Annotated in this window: 14 protein-coding genes; 3 read left to right on the top strand and 11 right to left on the bottom strand. The window is 48.7% G+C overall.

Translation table 11 applies throughout. The annotated features are described in order from the left end of the window. Positions 1-26: 26 nt before the first annotated feature. From B3850_RS02360 to B3850_RS02370, 3 genes are all read right to left on the bottom strand, one after another. A complete protein-coding gene (locus B3850_RS02360; RefSeq protein WP_286872863.1) occupies positions 27-401 on the bottom strand; it encodes a GreA/GreB family elongation factor in 375 nt (124 codons plus the stop codon). A gap of 239 nt (positions 402-640) precedes the next feature. Continuing rightward, positions 641-925, bottom strand: a complete 285-nt coding sequence (locus B3850_RS02365; protein ID WP_286872861.1) for a GreA/GreB family elongation factor — start codon at positions 923-925, stop codon at positions 641-643. A 284-nt stretch (positions 926-1,209) separates the two neighbouring features. After that, complete coding sequence (locus B3850_RS02370) at positions 1,210-2,421, bottom strand: M24 family metallopeptidase (RefSeq protein WP_286911325.1); 1,212 nt, start codon at positions 2,419-2,421, stop codon at positions 1,210-1,212. Positions 2,422-2,614: 193 nt separating this feature from the next. On the opposite strand from B3850_RS02370, the gene B3850_RS02375 reads away from it, so the two are divergent. Then, entirely contained in the window at positions 2,615-3,274 is a 660-nt protein-coding gene (locus B3850_RS02375; protein WP_286911326.1) for a DUF1707 SHOCT-like domain-containing protein, read from the top strand. On the opposite strand, the gene B3850_RS02380 is transcribed toward B3850_RS02375, so the two are convergent. Next, positions 3,271-4,863: an ABC-F family ATPase gene (locus tag B3850_RS02380; RefSeq protein WP_286911327.1), complete on the bottom strand. Its 1,593-nt coding sequence runs from the start codon at positions 4,861-4,863 to the stop codon at positions 3,271-3,273. The two genes, B3850_RS02375 and B3850_RS02380, sit on opposite strands and share 4 nt — an antisense overlap. Before the next feature lie 99 nt (positions 4,864-4,962). Here B3850_RS02380 and B3850_RS02385 point away from each other — a divergent pair, with 99 nt between their 5' ends. Then, entirely contained in the window at positions 4,963-5,862 is a 900-nt protein-coding gene (locus tag B3850_RS02385) for a mechanosensitive ion channel family protein (RefSeq protein WP_286872850.1), read from the top strand. 64 nt (positions 5,863-5,926) lie between these two features. On the opposite strand, the gene B3850_RS02390 is transcribed toward B3850_RS02385, so the two are convergent. The 7 genes from B3850_RS02390 to argC form a co-directional block, all read right to left on the bottom strand. Next, positions 5,927-8,632, bottom strand: coding sequence for a TonB-dependent receptor domain-containing protein (locus B3850_RS02390; protein WP_286872847.1), 2,706 nt, complete (start codon positions 8,630-8,632; stop codon positions 5,927-5,929). Between the two features lie 72 nt (positions 8,633-8,704). Continuing rightward, positions 8,705-10,285 (bottom strand): hypothetical protein, encoded by a 1,581-nt coding sequence (locus tag B3850_RS02395; protein WP_088768744.1) that lies wholly within the window; start codon positions 10,283-10,285, stop codon positions 8,705-8,707. A 171-nt stretch (positions 10,286-10,456) separates the two neighbouring features. Next, positions 10,457-12,319: an argininosuccinate lyase gene (argH, locus tag B3850_RS02400; RefSeq protein WP_286911328.1), complete on the bottom strand. Its 1,863-nt coding sequence runs from the start codon at positions 12,317-12,319 to the stop codon at positions 10,457-10,459. A 3-nt stretch (positions 12,320-12,322) separates the two neighbouring features. Beyond that, positions 12,323-13,534: an argininosuccinate synthase gene (locus tag B3850_RS02405; protein ID WP_286911329.1), complete on the bottom strand. Its 1,212-nt coding sequence runs from the start codon at positions 13,532-13,534 to the stop codon at positions 12,323-12,325. After that, positions 13,531-14,481 carry an ornithine carbamoyltransferase gene (locus tag B3850_RS02410; RefSeq protein WP_286872835.1) on the bottom strand — a complete coding sequence of 317 codons (951 nt, stop codon included), beginning with the start codon at positions 14,479-14,481 and terminating at the stop codon, positions 13,531-13,533. The genes B3850_RS02405 and B3850_RS02410 overlap by 4 nt, the downstream gene beginning before the upstream one ends. A 2-nt stretch (positions 14,482-14,483) precedes the next feature. Continuing rightward, positions 14,484-15,221, bottom strand: coding sequence for an acetylglutamate kinase (argB, locus tag B3850_RS02415; RefSeq protein ID WP_286872833.1), 738 nt, complete (start codon positions 15,219-15,221; stop codon positions 14,484-14,486). Then, positions 15,218-16,243 carry an N-acetyl-gamma-glutamyl-phosphate reductase gene (argC, locus tag B3850_RS02420; RefSeq protein ID WP_286872830.1) on the bottom strand — a complete coding sequence of 342 codons (1,026 nt, stop codon included), beginning with the start codon at positions 16,241-16,243 and terminating at the stop codon, positions 15,218-15,220. The genes argB and argC overlap by 4 nt, the downstream gene beginning before the upstream one ends. Before the next feature lie 100 nt (positions 16,244-16,343). Between argC and argE the strand changes: the two genes are divergently transcribed. Further along, on the top strand, positions 16,344-17,504 hold the full coding sequence (argE, locus tag B3850_RS02425; RefSeq protein ID WP_286911330.1) for an acetylornithine deacetylase: 1,161 nt from the start codon (positions 16,344-16,346) through the stop codon (positions 17,502-17,504). Positions 17,505-17,539 lie beyond the last annotated feature (35 nt).

The raw sequence follows: 17,539 nt of genomic DNA on the forward strand, positions 1-17,539 counted from the left end.
GGGGACCATCTCATCAGGCTACGACACTAAGTCACATGAATAATCTCAACCGACTGCAACCCTCGGTTGGTCTTCCATTGAATAGACTGCCCTACAGACAAGCCGATAAGCGCAGCGCCAAGTGGTGCGAAGACAGACAAACTGTCGTCATATTTATCGACTTGGTCAGGGGCTGTCAGCGTTTTTGTAAACACTTTGCCCGTTTCTAGTACCTTAAAGGTAACTTGTTTATTCAAACAAGCCAGATTCGCTGGCATAGCCGCAGGCTCCAGCACTTCGGCACGAGCCAACTCGGCCTCAAGTTCGTCTAAAAACTCCGGCGGCAAGCGCGTTTCTTCCATGCTCTGCTCAATAACGGCCAAATCAAAAGTCGATATCGTTATTTTTGGTTTTGTGTCCATGTTTCTTCTCCATTAAAAAAGGGCTCCGAAGAGCCCTTTACTAGTTACTCATCAGAAAGCTTCTTTTTCTTCTTTTGTTTACGTTTCTCTTTTAACGTCATCTGAGGCTTCTTCTTTTCTTTCTCTTTACTCATTGGATTCACCTTATCTGTTCAATAACTAAAATAATTCAAACTATTGCACAACTAAGTTACTCCAAGACTCTGCCCTCCTTAAGGCGTGGATCTAAATATCAGTTATTACTTTTTTCTGGTTAACGGCAACGACATCCCATTTTTCGATACGTCGCCCAAACGCAAACCCAGTAAAGATGACCCGAGCGGAGAGATAAATGAAATCAGCTGACTCTCCGGGTCTGCCAGCTCTGGTGGCACCAGCGTCACCGTTATTTTTTCGTTGGTATTACGGTTTCTTACCGTCACTGACGAGCCCACCGTAACTCGTCCTAATAACCGTGAGCTCTTCTGTTGACTAAACTCGAGTCGCTCAAGCAATAAACTCAGCTCAATAGGGTCCATCAGCATTCGCTGTCCCGCATTCTGAAAAATAGGGTTTGCTGAACAGACCAAGCCCTTGCAAGGCCTAAACATACGCATAAGCACGGCTTTATCTCCAACCGAACTAGTGATTAATTAACTTTAGAAATGACAACGAGAAACAGCCGAACGCAGAGCCTGCGTTCGGCTTAATTTGGAAAGGTGAGAGCGGTACTCTGTATGGAGTAGTTATACTTAAACATGATGTCCTCAAAACAACTTGAAGCCATCATAGCCCGTTGAATATTTAAAGCAAGCTATCAAAAATAAGCCTACAAAAGGTTAAATGGATCATCTACTGAACGAGACGGCTCAGTAAACCAAACCGGACCGTCGTCCGTCATATAGAAGTGATCTTCTAAACGAACCCCAAAAGTATCTGGTTTTATGACCATCGGCTCGTTGCTAAAGCACATTCCCGGTGCCAATACAGTTTTATCACCGCCCACCAGATAAGGCCATTCATGTAAATCCATGCCAATACCATGACCGGTTCGATGAGGGACACCGGGTAACTGATAATCGGCTTTTAAACCAAGCTTAGCGAGCGTATCTCGTACCGCATCATCCACCGACTCGCAGGTATTTCCATTGTGCGCGGCATCAAATGCGGCTTGCTGAAGCTGTCGCTCGTATTGCCAGAATGTCTTTTGTTCAGCGTTAGCCTCACCGAATGGGTACGTGCGGGTAATGTCAGAATGGTAGCCATGTAACTTACAACCGGTATCAATTAATACCCAGTCATTTTTTTCCAATTTTTGCTCATGACTGACGCCATGCGGATAACTGGTGCCCTGACCAAACAACACAATACAGAAGAAAGAGCCACTTGCGCCCACTTTGCGATGAGCCTCGTCAATAAACGCCCGCACCTCTGAGGCCGTTACCCCTTCCTGTAGCATTGCCCCGGTCGCACGATGCACCGCCATGGTCATATCCATTGCGGTTTGTATGAGTGCGAGCTCAGCGTTTGACTTATGCATGCGACACTCAGCGGTAATTACTTTTGCGTCGCACATTTGCGCTGCCGGATAGCGCTCCTCAAGGTTTGAAACAATGCTATAAGACGATGATTCGTCCAGCGCGAGTTTACCCTTGGTCAATGCATTCTCTTTCAGAAACCCAATAAAATAATCGTAGGGTGATTCGTGTTCGTCCCACAGCAAGGTCTCCATTGGAAGTTTCATCGCCTGCGTTAATGACCCAATCTCAAACGCAGGCGCTATTAATGTAACCGCGCCTTCGACAGGCACAATTGCGCCCACCAGGCGCTCACTTGGGTACCATTTTAAACCGGTAAAATACTCTAAATTAGTACCCGCGTTTAAATACATCGCATCGATGCCTTTGGCTCGCATCAATGTCTGGGCTTTGTCGACTCTCGCCTGATACTCTTCTAATGTAATGGGCTGAACATTCAGTGTCATATCTTCTAATGCGTCGAGGGCGGTCTTTGCATCGGTAATGCCTACACCGTGGGTCATTCTGCCTCCTAAAATGTCATTTCGTATGAACCGCTAGATTCAAGTAGATGGCCGATTCTGCTAAATAATGGCGAAATATAATAGTCAGCTTTAGGATTTAATTTTTAACACACTGATTTATATAGGTTTTGTTTTTGGCTTAACTCTTGCACTATGACTCATAATAAAAAGACAAGAACAACAAGGAACCATCATGAGTGTTAAATTCGAAGACCGACCTTTAGAGAAAGTCCGTGAAGAAACCATCGACCAACTGGTCATGAACTACGGTCACGGGGAACTTTCCTCAGAAGCGTTTGAGCGCCGTCTCGATGCGGCGATGGACGCAACCGAGCATAGTCAACTTGCTGCGCTAGTAGAAGACCTTGAGCTGAAGCCTGACACGTCGTACGACAGCATGAAAGAACAAAAATTCTCGCCACACTATGGTGAAGGACGCGCCCAGCCAACGGAAAATGTCGTCTCTATTTTGTCATCCAATGAGCGAACAGGTGTGTGGACCGTTCCGCGTGAAATAACGGTGTATGATTTTCTGGGCTCTGTCGAACTCGACTTTACGGATGCTGTATTCCAACACCCCGATGTGACGATCAAAGTGGTCGGGATGCTTTCAAGTCTCGAGATTTACGTGCCTGAAGAAATCATGATAAGCACCAACGTATTTAATATTCTTGGCTCCACTGAAAATAAAGCGCCGTCCATGGGAAACCTGAAGCAAGTTCCCCATATTCGCATTGAAGGCTTTCACGTGCTCGGTTCGGTTGAGGTAAAAGTCAAACGCACCATTAAAGAGAAATTCGTGGCTTTTGCAAACAGCCTGAAAGAAACCTTTAACTCAAAGAACTTCTACTAAGCAGCAGCCAGCTGTGCCAAATACTCGTCATAACTGCCGGCAAAGTCGCGTAAGCCTTTGTCGGTAATTTCAATAATACGAGTAGCCAGTGAAGACACAAATTCGCGGTCATGACTGACAAATAGCAAAGTACCCTCGAACTGCTCCAACGCCAGGTTCAGAGACTCAATAGATTCCATATCCAAATGGTTAGTCGGTTCATCCATCACCAGAATATTTGGCTTCTGAAGAATTAACTTACCGAATATCATGCGGCCTTTTTCACCACCGGACAGAATAGACACCGGTTTTTGAATATCATCCGCAGAAAACAGCATACGTCCCAAAACACCGCGTATCGACTGCTCGTCGTCGCTAGGTTGCTTCCATTGATACATCCATTCGTACACCGTCATTTCCTGCTTAAACAGGTGGGCGTGGTCTTGTGCATAGTAACCAATATTGGCATTTTCAGACCATTTAATACTGCCAGAGTCCGGTGTATAGTCGCCCATCAAACATTTCAGCAAAGTCGTTTTACCAATACCATTGGCACCAATAATGGCGACTTTTTCGCCCACTTCTACCGAGGTACTCAAGCCTTTCAATACCGCCTGCTCGTCAAAGCTTTTACGCACATTCTCGGTTTCAAGCGCCAGCCGGTACAGCTTCTTCTCTTGCGTGAACCGAATGTACGGGTTTACCCGGCTTGAGGCTTTCACTTCTTCCAGCTGAATTTTTTCCATTTGTCGTTGGCGCGACGTCGCCTGTTTGGCTTTCGATGCATTCGCCGAGAAGCGGCTGACAAAGCTCTGTAGCTCCGCAATTTTCTCTTTCTTCTTAGCGTTATCGTTCATCAGTTGCTCACGCGCCTGAGTCGCAGCAAACATATATTCGTCGTAGTTGCCTGGGTAGACACGTAGCTCGCCGTAATCAATATCCGCCATGTGCGTACACACCGTGTTCAGAAAGTGACGGTCGTGCGAAATAATGATCATGGTGCTTTGCTTTTCCGCCAGCACATCTTCTAACCAGCGAATGGTGTTAATGTCCAAGTTGTTGGTTGGTTCGTCCAACAGCATAATATCTGGCTCAGAGAACAATACCTGCGCCAGCAAAACTCGAATTTTAACGCCCGGTGCTAGTGCCGACATTAAGCCGAAATGCTGCTCTACCGGTATACCTAAACCCAACAGCAATTCGCCAGCACGAGACTCGGCTGTGTAACCATCCATTTCAGCGAACTCGGTTTCCAAATCGGCTACACGCATGCCGTCTTCTTCACTCATCTCACCGCTGCTGTATATACGATCCCGCTCTTCTTTTACCGCCCACAGCTCTTCATGACCCATAATAACGGCATCAACCACGCTGTAATCTTCGTAGGCAAACTGGTCCTGGCGCAACTTACCAATGCGGGTATTCGGCTCCAGTGACACGTTACCGGCGGACGGCTCTTGCTCACCACTTAAAATGCGCATAAAAGTCGACTTACCGCAGCCATTAGCACCAATAAGGCCGTAACGATTGCCATTGCCGAATTTAACAGAAATATTTTCAAAAAGAGGCTTCGCACCAAATTGCATGGTGATATTTGCAGCAGAAATCACGTAATCTATATCCAGAATGAGGGAGTAAAAATTGAGCGCGCAATGTACGTGTTTTTCCCGTAAATTACAAAGAAAGATTCACAAAAAGGTAAATAGACGATGCAAATGTCCTGGACTGATGTTTCCACGAATTTTAGTAAAATTTGGAATACCGAGCTTTGGAAAACCGGCGACGCACAAATTCATTTAAGCCAGGTTATTATTGCCCTGGCACTCATTGTTGTAGGTGTTATTGTCATTCGATGGGTGGGTTCACGGCTGGTCAAGCGCGCACTGAAATCCAGCCACGCGTCGCAAAATACGATTTTCGCCTTTCGTAAGTTATTTTCATTTTTAGCTTACGTGCTTATCGTACTTATTGCTCTTCCGGTTGCCGGCATACCTATTACGATATTTGCCGTACTCGGTGGTGCACTGGCCATTGGTGTGGGTTTTGGTGCTCAGAACTTATTGAATAACTTAATATCAGGCATGATTCTGATTGCCGAGCGCCCTATTCGTATTGGCGATATTGTAGAGCTGGAAAATGAACGAGGCCGCATTGAAGAAATTGGTAATCGGTGTGTGCGAATTAAGCGCTATGATGGTGTTCATGTTCTGGTGCCAAACAGCTACTTTCTTGAGCAACGCGTGGTTAACTGGACGCTGGTTTCAACAGAAATACGCAGTACAGTAACGGTAGGAGTGGCTTACGGATCACCGATAGACAAAGTGCGCGAGCTTATGCTGGAGGCCGCCAGTAAGCACGAAAAAATTGTTCAAGAACTGCCAATTGAAGTGTTCTTCGATGACTTTGGTGACAATAGCTTAACCTTTAATTTAATGTTCTGGACAGCGGTTGAAGCCCCTATGGACATTCGTCGTGTACAGTCCGATATTCGTTTTAAAATTGATAAGCTCTTCGCCGAAAGCAACATTGTTATTGCCTTTCCACAGCGCGACGTGCACTTGGATACGTTAAAGCCGTTGGAAATCAAAATGACTCAATCGGACGCATAAAAAAAACGCCACCTCAGATTAGGTGGCGTACAATTACAACAATAACAACCAGGGATTACTTCGTTTAAAACTCGTAGCTGTAACTCAAGCTAACAACTGTTCCTACTTCTTTACTACGGACTAAAATGCCCGATTGGTTCACTTCCTGATCTTCACCCAGCAAGTTTTTCACTTTTAAGCCAATCTTTGAGTTGAAGTTCGGGTAGTAATTGTAAACCAAATCCAGGGAGTGGAACGGTTGTTCATAAGCGTCATCACGACCACCGACACCAGCAGCCAGAATGCGCTCACCAAAGACGTTATACACCAACGAGGTTGAGTGCTCACCGTTTGCTGAGTCATAGTTCAACTGGAAGTTCGCGACGTATTCTGAATGACCCGTCATGCGCTTAGTCGGGTTGGTTAAGTTACCCGCCAAGGCAGGGTCTATCGACGCTTCTGAATCACTCCAGGTTAAGTTACCTGAGGTGAAGAAGCCGTTCGCCAGGTAGCCTAAGTCGTGCAACCACTCAAACTCAACGCCGTACACTTCAGCGGACTCACCGTTAACATAGGTCAATGTGTAGTCTTCATCTCCCACCCGTAACACCGACTCTATCGGGTTCGAAATATCCTTATAAAACGCTGCAACGGTGTAGTTATCTCCGTTATCCGCATAGTACTCGAAACGAGCGTCGTAGTTTTTCAAGTCACTACTTTTCAGGCCAGCAGTACCAAAGGTACGAATGTCAGTAACCGGGTCGTAGTAAGCAACGGGTACCGTTTCACGCAAGTCCGGGCGAACGACTGTTTCACCATAACCAAAGCGAAGCTGGTAATTATCACTTGCCATGTAGGTCAGCGACAAAGCAGTATAAATATCGTCTTCGGAAATCGAACTGTCGACAACGCGCTGAGGATTAAAGTAGTTATTTAAATCCTGCTCGTCGAAAATTAAGCTCGAGGTCGCCAGAGACACTTGTTTAAAGTCTTCGTAGCGAATACCACCACTGACACGCCAGGTATTGTCGAATATGGCGTCGAACTCACCGTAATACGCATCAATTTTCTGAGCGGCTAAATAGTCGTCTGCATTTGGCGCGCCCGGTTCACGGAAGGTAATACGAAAATCGTTTTCGTCAATGACCTCATCCGTCAAATAACCGGTAACACCCAATACATTGTCCAAGTCATCCAACACAGACAGGCGTGAACCTGAGGCGTTATCCAAACTGAAGCGACTGGTGCTGTAATAACGAGCTTTATCCATAAAGTCATAACCCGCTTTCAGCTCCAGCTCAATACCAGACAACATAATAGGTAGTGAGAAATTACCACCGTAAGATTTCACGTTGTCTTCCATGTCAACGAACTGGAAAATCGCCCGGTTGTCATCTCCTGTTACACGAGTCTCAGAGAAGCTTCCGTCAGTGTTGTAAATGTCATCAAAACGGTAAGACACTTCGGTCGGAATTTCCGTTTCCGCTTTTGACTCTGTGTACTGCCAGTCAAATCCAACACCCCAATAGTCCATGAAGGTGTGTTGCCCGCGGAATTGGTCAACATTCAGAACACGTTCTTCATACTTAAACTCATGCTCGCGGTTAGCTATACCCGTTCCTGCAATGGTTTTTAAGTTACTGCCGTTCGGGCTTTGCTTAATACCAAATTCTGACTCGTCCTCTGAGTCTTCCAGATAAATTTTGGTATAGCTAACGTTGTGAGTGTCGAGCTGATAGCCCGCAGTGAAGAAACCATTTAAACGTTCAGTTTCTGTGGTTACAGTGGTTTCAGACAAAGTGTTGTAACAGGAGTTAGAAACGTCTTCCGCGGTTTCTAAGGACGTTGAACAGCCTGCTTCGGCGTTGTTACTAATGACGGCATTACGACGCTCTGATGCATCCCAGTCATTGTCGTAGGAAGCGGCAGCTAACACACCGAAAGTACCGCCAAACCAGGACTCATCAAAGCTGTTACCCAAGGTCGCTTTTAAATCAAAGTTAGGGTCTAACGACTCTTTCTTAAGTACCATGTTACGCGGCAACTGCTTCGCTAACGACGCATTAATGGCGCGCGCCTGATCGCCGGCACTGGTGCCGTTACCGGTTAAGCCATCCGTATTAATGATATTACGTAAGCTAAAATCACCTTCGTAACGACCAATCGCGTTTTGAATACCTTCAGGAATACCCGCGTCGTTACGGTTATAAGTATAGCCTTCGTCCGCATTACTGTTTAAGCCAACACCAGCTTCGACATTAAAAATAAATTCATCAGGTAAAGAGCGCGTACGAATATCGATATTGCCGCCACCAAAAGCCGCCGGCATAGACGGTGAAAACACTTTTTGTACCGCCATGCTTTCAATAATGGTCGACGGGATAATGTCCAGCGGCACCACATTACGCGTTAAGTCCGGGCTGGGAATACTGGCGCCGTTAATGCGGGCGCTCGAATAGCGTTCACCTAAGCCGCGAACATAAATGAATTTGCCGTCAACCAACGTCAAGCCGGTGACTCGACGCAGCGCTGAAGCAGCGTCACTGTCACCAGAGCGGGATAGCTGCTCAGCGCCTAAAATGTCCGCCACAAAAGCCTGATTTTTACGCTCTTCAACAACTGCAGCCGCACTTCCTTGCAAGCGACTGCCGGTAGTTACCACTTCTTCAATCGTCGATTCACGCTCAATGTCAGCGTCTTCAGCTTGCTGAGCCAAGGTTACCGGACTGGTAGCGACAAGACCTAATCCAACCGCCAGTGCTACAGGCTTGAGTTTGTAGTGATTTTTCATAACCAACTCCTACACTAAAATCGGAAAATAGGCGCAACCTGTGTGCGCCTATTCATTAACCTGCAACTCAACTTAGTCCTGCTCAGAGGCGGTTACTGCGTTGTCTACCCACTGATACCATTCAGAGCTGGTGTCGTCGTTCGACAATGCACCGATGAAGTCAACCGCAGTAAAGAAGTCGTCATTCAGTCCGGTTAAGTCATTTGCCGTAATCGTGATAGATGACGACATGTCAGTTGAAATACCGTCATCGTTCAGTACCGTTGCTGAACCGTCCAGAATTTCGTTCGCGCTGCCGTTTTGGTACCACTGGGTGTAGGTCTCACCATCAGCGAACGTATTGTCACCCGTGCTAACAAAGTTATTGGTACAAGCTAGTACTGAGCTGTAGAAGTCGAGCTCGCCGTTATCAACGCCAGCTTCACCGTCTGAAGTGAAGAAAACACAGCCGTCGTCTGCCGTGCCGTTCTCTTTAATTTTCAGTACGTTATACATCTGACCCTGGAAGTTATCGTCAAATTTAGTCGCGATTGACGGGTCGTTGTCACGAACAGATGTACCGTCGGTGGTAATAATGGTCACGTTAGCAATGGTTGGGGCAGAGGCCGGTGCTTGCGAATAGTCCGGACCATTGTTTTTCTCACCGTCAGCCTCAAAGCCGCCGTTCCCCATGTAGTTGGTCTGGCCGTCGACTGTCACTGTGCCATGCTTAATAAATACGAACTGCGCACGTCCCTGCCAGCCGGCGTCCATATCCAGCGAGTCGTCCTGAGTATCCGTAACGACAATGTTTCTTAAATCAGCAGCACCACCGAAGAACTCAATACCGTCATCGAACCCCTGGTGAATGTGAATGAATTCGTAAGAAGAGCCAGAACCTACTGCGTTCAGCGTTAGTGAGTTCAAGTCGTCGCCATCACCGCCGTCACGAGGGCCTGAGCCTGCGTACCAAATTTGTGCGTACTTCATTGAGCCGCTGTCGTCCGTGTTGTCGTTACCACCGTAGAAGCTGACAATACCTTCCGACTCACGGTTACAAGTACCGCCGTCACGTTCAGCATCCGTACACTCATTGGTAATACCGTTACCGTTGATGATGATGCCACCCCAGTCTGCGTAACGCGGCGCGTCGCCTGATACGTTTAAACGATCAAACTCATTTGCTGAGGTAAATTTAATCGGTTTATCAAACGTACCAATAGCATTCAGTTGCGCACCGCGGGCAATCTGAATAATGGCTTCGCCGGAAGTGAATGCTAAAATCGCTCCCGGTTCAACCGTCATCACCGGACCGTTTTGATTAATCTCACAACCTGTAGTGGTGTCACAGTCTTCACCAATCTGCAAAGCGCCTTCAAACACGTGCACACCGCCGTCAGGCAACTCATCAAACGTAATGTCTTCCGTAATTTCTATCGTTGCACTGGCAAAGTCAGTATCGTAGGAGCAGTCCTGACCATCGTATTCACCCTGAACGTCTGCGTAGGTTGCACATGGATTAGATGAACCGCTGTCACCGCCCCCGGTATCACCGCCGGCATTCGAGCCACCACCATTATTCACGGTTGGCGTCACGTTAATATCGCCACCGCAACCGGCTAATAGAAGTGCTGTGGTCACTGCAGATATCTTAAATAAGGTATTGAATTTCATTGGGTTCTCCCGACTTCTTCGTGTCATGTTGTGATTTAAGTCGGGAGCAGATTAGGACGCTTGCATGACAGGATTGTGACAACACAAAAGTGTCACAAAATGTTCACGATTTGGTAACCAAAACGCGTGGTGATGATCTTTGCACTTGTTGAATAAGTAACCCTAACCTGACTAACAAGCCGAGCGAAAAATTAACTGTTCGTTCGGCTGCTCAAGATGATACTCCATGGCCAGCTCGTCGCAGTTGGCCAACCTTGGGCAAATCTCACAGTCCTTCATGACTTTTTCCGGCAAGGTGTCTTTCGAGCAATAGCGAAAACCTTGCTGTTCAAAAAAGTCCGGCACCCGGGTCAGCACTATCACTCGGTTTAGCTGCAACAGGCGGGCTTTTTTCAATAAGTAAGCCACCAGCATACGCCCCTGACCACGCACCTCGGTTTTCGGGTTGACTCCTAACGAGCGAATTTCCGCTAAGCCTGTGGTGTAGATATACAATGACGCACAACCCATCACCTTGCCGTTCACTTCAGTCACCGCAAATTCGTTAATAGAATGCACGATGTCATCTTTCGCCCGTGGTAGGTTCTCGCCGGCTCCGGCCCAGTGCTGAACTAAATCTAAAATGGCACCAATATCACCCAGGTTGGCGTCGCGCACCTGGATCTGCTGTTGCTGCTGTGCCGCTTTTAAAGCTTCATTCACTCGCTGCGGCGAGGTTCCGCCCAGGGCACAACGTTTTTCCAGCAGCGCATCCAGCGTCAGCCAGTCATAAACGTCCTGCTCAATAACCGAGGCCACTGCCTGAAACGCCTCCAGCGGCATATCCTCTAATGGTTTTTTCGCCTTAATGGCCTGTTGCACCAGTTCACCGACGTTGTGATGCGCCTGCCGAAAAGGAATGCCTTTGGATACCATATAGTCCGCGAGCTCAGTCGCATTGGCGTAACCGCCTTGCGCAGACTTACGACAAGCCTCCTGATTAACCGTCAGACCATTCAGGGTCGAGGTCACCATCGCCAGTGATGCCTGCCAGGTGGTAAAGGCATCAAACAGCCCTTCCTTGTCCTCCTGCATATCTTTATTGTAGGCCAATGGCAGCGCTTTTAAGGTCATCATTAAGCCGGTTAACGAGCCCACCACCCGGCCACTTTTACCCCGCACCAACTCCAGCGCGTCCGGGTTTTTCTTCTGCGGCATCAGTGACGATCCCGACGTCACGTTATCGGCCAGCTCGATGAAGCCGGCCTCCCCGGAATTGTAGAAAATTAAGTCTTCCGCTAAGCGCGACAAATGCAGCATCGACAACGACGCGGTGCTTAACAGCTCCACTACAAAGTCACGGTCAGATACTGAATCCAGACTGTTCCGCGTTGCTTCACTAAAACCCAGCTCGCTGGCAATAGCTTCGCGGTCGACCGCATAGGCTGTGCCTGCCAGCGCCCCGCAACCTAAAGGGCTTTTGTTGAGTCGATCAGTAGCGTCTTGTAAGCGCTCACTATCACGTTGCAGCATTTCCACATAGGCCAGGCACCAGTGCGCCAGCAAAACCGGTTGCGCCCGTTGCAGGTGTGTGTAACCGGGTATGACCGTGTCTTTTTCACGTTGCGCCAGATCCAGCAATGCCTGCTGAGTCTGCTTTAACGACTGTTGCAGAGCTCCGGCCTGCTCACGGCACCACAAGCGTAAATCCGTAGCAACCTGATCATTACGGCTGCGCCCGGTATGCAGCTTTTTGGCTAAATCACCCACCTTAGCTATCAGTGCCGCTTCCACAAAAGAATGAATATCCTCATCGCCGCCCACCGCGACTGCCGCAGGGTCTTCTCGCACCTCACTGAGCAGTTCATTCAATGCCTGCTGTAACTGCTGACATTCATCACTGTTCAGTACGCCAACCTTGTGCAACGCATTCGCCCAGGCTTTAGAGCCGGTGATATCCTGCTCAGCTAACACATAGTCAAAAGGCAGCGAGTCATTAAACTGCTGAAACGCGGCATCGGGTCCTGCCGCAAAACGTCCACCCCATAGCGCCATAATCTACCCCTTTTGTTGCTTCTGTAACGCCGCTATCCGGCTAGGAAGGGAGAACAACCGAATAAAACCTTCGGCGTGCGCCTGGTTATAGACTTCGTCAGCGCCAAAGGTCGCAAAGTCTTCGCTGTATAAGCTATTCGGAGAACGTTTCTGAACCGCAGTCACTGAGCCTTTATAGAGCTTCAGCACCACGTCGCCGCTGGCAGCCGAACATAGAGACTCCGCTGCCGCCATCACCGAATGCTGCAATGGGGTAAACCAGCGCCCGTCGTACAGTAATTGCGCGAACTGCTCGCTTAGCTGAGCTTTCCAGCTGCGGCTGGTTTTATCCAATACCAGCTCATCAATAGCCTGCAAGGCAGCCATCATGACGGTGCCGCCCGGCGTCTCGTAACAGCCTCGGCTTTTCATGCCCACCAGACGGTTTTCAACAATATCCACGCGCCCGACGCCATGTTTAGCGGCAATGTCATTCAAAACATCCAGGCATTCAAAAGGCGACAAGGCTTTGTCATTCACCGCCACAATCTCGCCACTCGCAATCGTCACCGAAACGTACTCCGGCTTATCCGGTGCCTGCTCGGGTGAGACAGTCAGGGTCCAGACCTTATTCGTAGGCTCACACCATGGGTCTTCCAGTTCCCCGCCTTCGTGCGAAATATGCCAGACGTTCGCATCACGGCTGTAGATTTTGGTGGCTGACGCCGAGCACGGGATATCCCGCTCCGCCAAATAATCCAACAGAGACTCCCGGCTGCTCAGCTCCCACTCGCGCCACGGAGCTATCACGTGTAAGTCAGGAGCTAAAGCGGCATAGCAGGACTCAAAGCGGACCTGATCATTCCCTTTACCGGTGCAGCCGTGCGCCAACGCATCTGCTCCCACTTTACGAGCCACTTCAACCTGAGCTTTAGCAATAATCGGACGCGCCATGGCGGTGCCGAGCAAGTAAGTGCCTTCGTAAATGGCCCCGGTCTTGAGTGTTGGGTACACGTAGCTCTTCACAAACTCGTCTTTTAAATCTACTACGTGGCATTCGGACGCGCCGGACGCTTTGGCTTTTTCTTCCACACCTTCCAGCTCTTCGGCGCCCTGCCCCACGTCAGCCACAAAAGCCACGACTTCACAGCCATAATTTTCTTTTAACCAGGGCACAATGGCCGAGGTGTCCAGACCGCCAGAATAGGCCAATACAACTTTCTTCACGTGACTCATGAGGCTTTCTCCATAGATTCTGGCAGTACTGCTGCCGTTGGGTTTAATAACAAGGTTAATAAGGCGTTTTGTGCGTAAAGCCGGTTCTCAGCCTGCTGAAAACAGCGCGACAGTGGGCCGTCCATAACATCGGAGGTAATTTCATAGCCGCGGTGTGCCGGCTGGCAGTGCAGCACCGAAGTGGCACCACTGTGCTCAACCAGCTGCGCGTTAATTTGATAGGGGTGGAAAATCTCGCGTACTTCATCCAGAGGTTTGTCATCCCCCATGGACACCCAGGTGTCGGTGTAGAGTGCGTCGGCGCCTGCCACCGCAGCAATATCATGCGTTACAACAATGTTGGCGCCGCTCTTCTTCGCCAAAGTCTTCGCTTTTTCCACAAGATCAGCATCGGGCTCATAGCCTTTCGGGCAAATAATGGTGCAATCGGTGCCTACTGTGGCGGCGGTTAGCATCAGCGAGTGCGACACGTTGTTGCCGTCACCTAGGTACACTAACTTCAAGCCCTTCAGCTTGCCGTACTGCTCCTGCAAAGTTAGAAAGTCCGCCAGTGCCTGGCAGGGGTGAAACAAGTCGCACAGACTGTTCACCACAGGAACTGATGCGTGCTGCGCTAATTCTTCTAAGGTGCTATGCGACATCACCCGGGCGACAATGGCATCCGCCCAGCAGGAGAGGTTTCTTGCGTAATCGGCGACGGTTTCCCGTACGCCCATACCCTGCCCCTGCTCGTTCAGGTACACGGCATGACCGCCTAATTTCTGCAAACCAATATCAAAAGACAGTCGCGTGCGCAGGCTTGGTTTTTCAAATAGGGTAACCACGCTTTTGCCGGCCAGCGTGTGTTGGTAGTTTTCGGGGAACGCTTTTTGCGCTTGCGCTAACGCCAATAACTGTAAAGTGTCAGCCGGAGAAAACTCCAGCCCGGATAAACAATGTTTCATCATACTTACTCACTAATCTGTGTGCCTGAAAAGGGGTTATTCATTACATTCCAACTGCCAATTCGCACACATCGTCGTAAGCGTTTTGCGGCGCTTAACGCCCCGCGAACTTTTACCTCCATGCCGTCTTTAATCACTCCCGCCTGGGTAAGTTGCTGAATAGACTCTGAATTGAGATGGCTTAAAGGGGTTCCAGTGCCGTCCAACACCGCTTCAACGTCGGTTATCAACAGCAAGTCGGCATTGTAGGTGGCAGCGACGGCCACAGCGGCATCGTCGGCATTCACATTGAACCAGTCGCCGTTTTCGCCAAAGCCGATAGAGCTGATAATGGGTAGGTAGCCATGCATCAGTAAGTCGGCCAACAGTCCGGGCGTAGCTTCCGGAGTCTGACAGACGCCAACCTGACCTAAGTTTTCAGACTGTTTAGCACAAAGAACGCCCGCTTCATAAAGCGTCAAACCAATAGGTTTTAAACCTGCGGTAATAGCTTGTTTCATTGAGGTTTTATTGGCCGCACCCGCCAGACCACCAACTATATAGGGCATGTGTTGCTCAGGGCTGACTCTTAAACCATTCACCTTTTCACTCTGTAAACCGGCCGTTGTCAGCCACTGTTGTACCAGCGCTCCGCCGCCGTGCACGAGCACAATGTCATCATCGTTTTGTTGCAGTGACTGAAACAACGCACTTAAAGCTTCCGGTTGTTCTAACAGGCTGCCACCGAGTTTTATGACTTTCATAGCAAGCCCTCCTCAACCGGCAGTCCCAGTTGCAGATTAATGCACTGAATGGCCTGACTCGCTGCACCTTTCAGTAAGTTATCAATAGCTGACAGCACAATGAGCTGGTTACCCTGCCGGTGCCAGCCAATATCGACAAACGGCTGCTGCACAACGTTTTTAATAGCGGGACGGCTTTGGCTTTTCGCACGTACCAAAGGTGCATTCGCATAGCATTGATAAGCGCTGGCAAGGTCATCGTCAGTGACCGTGTCATTTAAGGTTGCATAAACGGTTGCTAAGATGCCTCTCGGAAAATTCGCTAAATGCGGCGTAAAAAGCACCTCTTGTTGTAGCTGTTGAGCTATTTCCGGTGTGTGTCTATGACCAAAGAGTCCGTAGGCTTGCAGCGATAACTCAGCACCATGGCTGGTCAGTGACGCTTTTCGTCCCGCGCCGGTAACACCAGATACCGCATTTACAATCACTTTTTCGTCGGTAAGCAACGCTTTTTGTTTTAGCGGAAGCAGCGCCATTAATGCAGCAGTTGGATAACAGCCGGGCACCGCAACCAGCTGTGCGGTTGCAATATCTGCAGCGTGCCACTCAGCCAGACCATACACCGCTCTGTCTAACCAGTTTGAATGCTTGTGCTCAAAGCCATAAAACTCGGAATACTGGTTTACATCGTGCAGCCGAAAGCCACCAGACAAATCAATAACCTTGAGACCGGCCTGCAAAAACTCTGGGGCTAACGCGACACTCACAGCGTGATCCGTGCATAAAAATACCGTGTCCGCTTGTTCAATAATCGCCGCTTTAGCAGCGCTCGACAAGGGCTGCAAAGGTGCAGCTAAAGAATGTGCATATTGCGGATGTAAATCGCCGAGCAAGGTGCCTGCATCACTGCTATGCTCAGACACGTAGCAGCCAAACAGCTTTAGAGCTGAGTGCTTCTGTATTAACCGTGAGAGTTCGGCGCCAACATAGCCGCTGGCTCCAATCACGGCGACGGTGTGTGACTGTTTTGTCTGGTACTGCATGAAAAAACCATTGCTGTTTATACTTAAAAATGCAGAATAAACGAATTAATATATTTATGCAATAATCGTGAATAATTATTTTTTAATAGGAATTATATTTATGAACGCCCAGTCGTTACCTTCTTTCTTTTCGATGTACCAGCAATTGATTGCTATTCCGTCTATCAGTGCGACCGTTCCTAAATGGGATACCAGCAACAAGAAGGTCATTGACTTATTGGCTGAGTGGCTGGAATTACTGGGCTTTGAGTGTGAAATTAACGAGCTGAAAAGTCAGCAGGGAAAGTACAACTTACTGGCGCGGCGCGGCGCCGGTAGTGGCGGATTATTGTTGTCAGGACACACCGACACAGTGCCTTACGACGCCAGCCGTTGGAACTTTGATCCCTTTACGTTAACCGAAAAAAATAACCGCTGGTATGGGCTTGGCAGCATCGATATGAAAGGCTTCTTCGCTTTTGTCTTACAGGTGTTGAGTGACCTGGATGCCAGCAAACAAAGCAGACCCATTATGGTTCTGGCCACCGCTGACGAAGAAACCACTATGAATGGCGCCCGTGAAGTCAGTCGCTTTGCTAACCTACATCCGGATTACTGCATTATTGGCGAACCAACAGATATGCGTCCGGTCTACGCGCACAAGGGCCATATGAGTGAGGTCATTCGCATTATCGGTCGCTCCGGCCACAGCTCCGATCCGGCACTGGGTATCAATGCCATAGAGCTGATGCACGAAGTCATTTCTTCACTCATGAAATTAAAAGAAGAGTTTAAGCATAAATATTCAAATTCAAGCTTCACTGTGCCACAACCAACAATGAACTTTGGGCACATTCACGGTGGCGACAACGCCAATCGTATTTGCGGCTGCTGTGAGCTGCACTTAGACGTGCGCCCGCTCCCCGGATTATCTGTCGATGAACTCTACGCCCATTTGCATAAAGCAACCGAAAGTATACAAAAGCGCTATCCGGGCAGTGTCGAACTTATCTCGTTGCACCACCCAGTTCCTGCATTTGAGCAAACGCCCGACTCAGCCTTGGTACAACTCGCCGAAAAAGTCTCGCAGTCACAAGCGCAGGCCGTAAACTACTGCACCGAAGCACCTTTTCTGCAAGAGTTAGGTTGCGAAACCTTAGTTATGGGCCCCGGTTCAATAAAACAAGCGCATCAGCCCGACGAGTATTTATTGACCGAAACTATTGAACCGACTCAAGAAAAACTAAAAAAGTTATTAAAAAGCTATTGTTTTTCCGACTAGCTGCCGATACAAACAAGCAGCATCATTGATTTAGA

Source organism: Idiomarina sp. UBA4520, from assembly GCF_002388365.1.
In the GTDB taxonomy this organism is placed as follows: Bacteria; Pseudomonadota; Gammaproteobacteria; order Enterobacterales; family Alteromonadaceae; genus Idiomarina; species Idiomarina zobellii.

Excerpts from the sequence above, each read along its gene's own strand:
- B3850_RS02410 (WP_286872835.1), bottom strand. The coding sequence starts at position 14,481 with ATGATGAAACATTGTTTATCCGGGCTGGAGTTTTCTCCGGCTGACACT.
- argH (WP_286911328.1), bottom strand. The coding sequence starts at position 12,319 with ATGGCGCTATGGGGTGGACGTTTTGCGGCAGGACCCGATGCCGCGTTT.
- B3850_RS02385 (WP_286872850.1), top strand. The coding sequence starts at position 4,963 with ATGCAAATGTCCTGGACTGATGTTTCCACGAATTTTAGTAAAATTTGG.
- B3850_RS02375 (WP_286911326.1), top strand. The coding sequence starts at position 2,615 with ATGAGTGTTAAATTCGAAGACCGACCTTTAGAGAAAGTCCGTGAAGAA.
- argC (WP_286872830.1), bottom strand. The coding sequence starts at position 16,243 with ATGCAGTACCAGACAAAACAGTCACACACCGTCGCCGTGATTGGAGCC.
- B3850_RS02395 (WP_088768744.1), bottom strand. The coding sequence starts at position 10,285 with ATGAAATTCAATACCTTATTTAAGATATCTGCAGTGACCACAGCACTT.
- B3850_RS02360 (WP_286872863.1), bottom strand. The coding sequence starts at position 401 with ATGGACACAAAACCAAAAATAACGATATCGACTTTTGATTTGGCCGTT.
- B3850_RS02365 (WP_286872861.1), bottom strand. The coding sequence starts at position 925 with ATGCTGATGGACCCTATTGAGCTGAGTTTATTGCTTGAGCGACTCGAG.
- B3850_RS02405 (WP_286911329.1), bottom strand. The coding sequence starts at position 13,534 with ATGAGTCACGTGAAGAAAGTTGTATTGGCCTATTCTGGCGGTCTGGAC.
- argE (WP_286911330.1), top strand. The coding sequence starts at position 16,344 with ATGAACGCCCAGTCGTTACCTTCTTTCTTTTCGATGTACCAGCAATTG.
- B3850_RS02370 (WP_286911325.1), bottom strand. The coding sequence starts at position 2,421 with ATGACCCACGGTGTAGGCATTACCGATGCAAAGACCGCCCTCGACGCA.
- B3850_RS02390 (WP_286872847.1), bottom strand. The coding sequence starts at position 8,632 with ATGAAAAATCACTACAAACTCAAGCCTGTAGCACTGGCGGTTGGATTA.
- argB (WP_286872833.1), bottom strand. The coding sequence starts at position 15,221 with ATGAAAGTCATAAAACTCGGTGGCAGCCTGTTAGAACAACCGGAAGCT.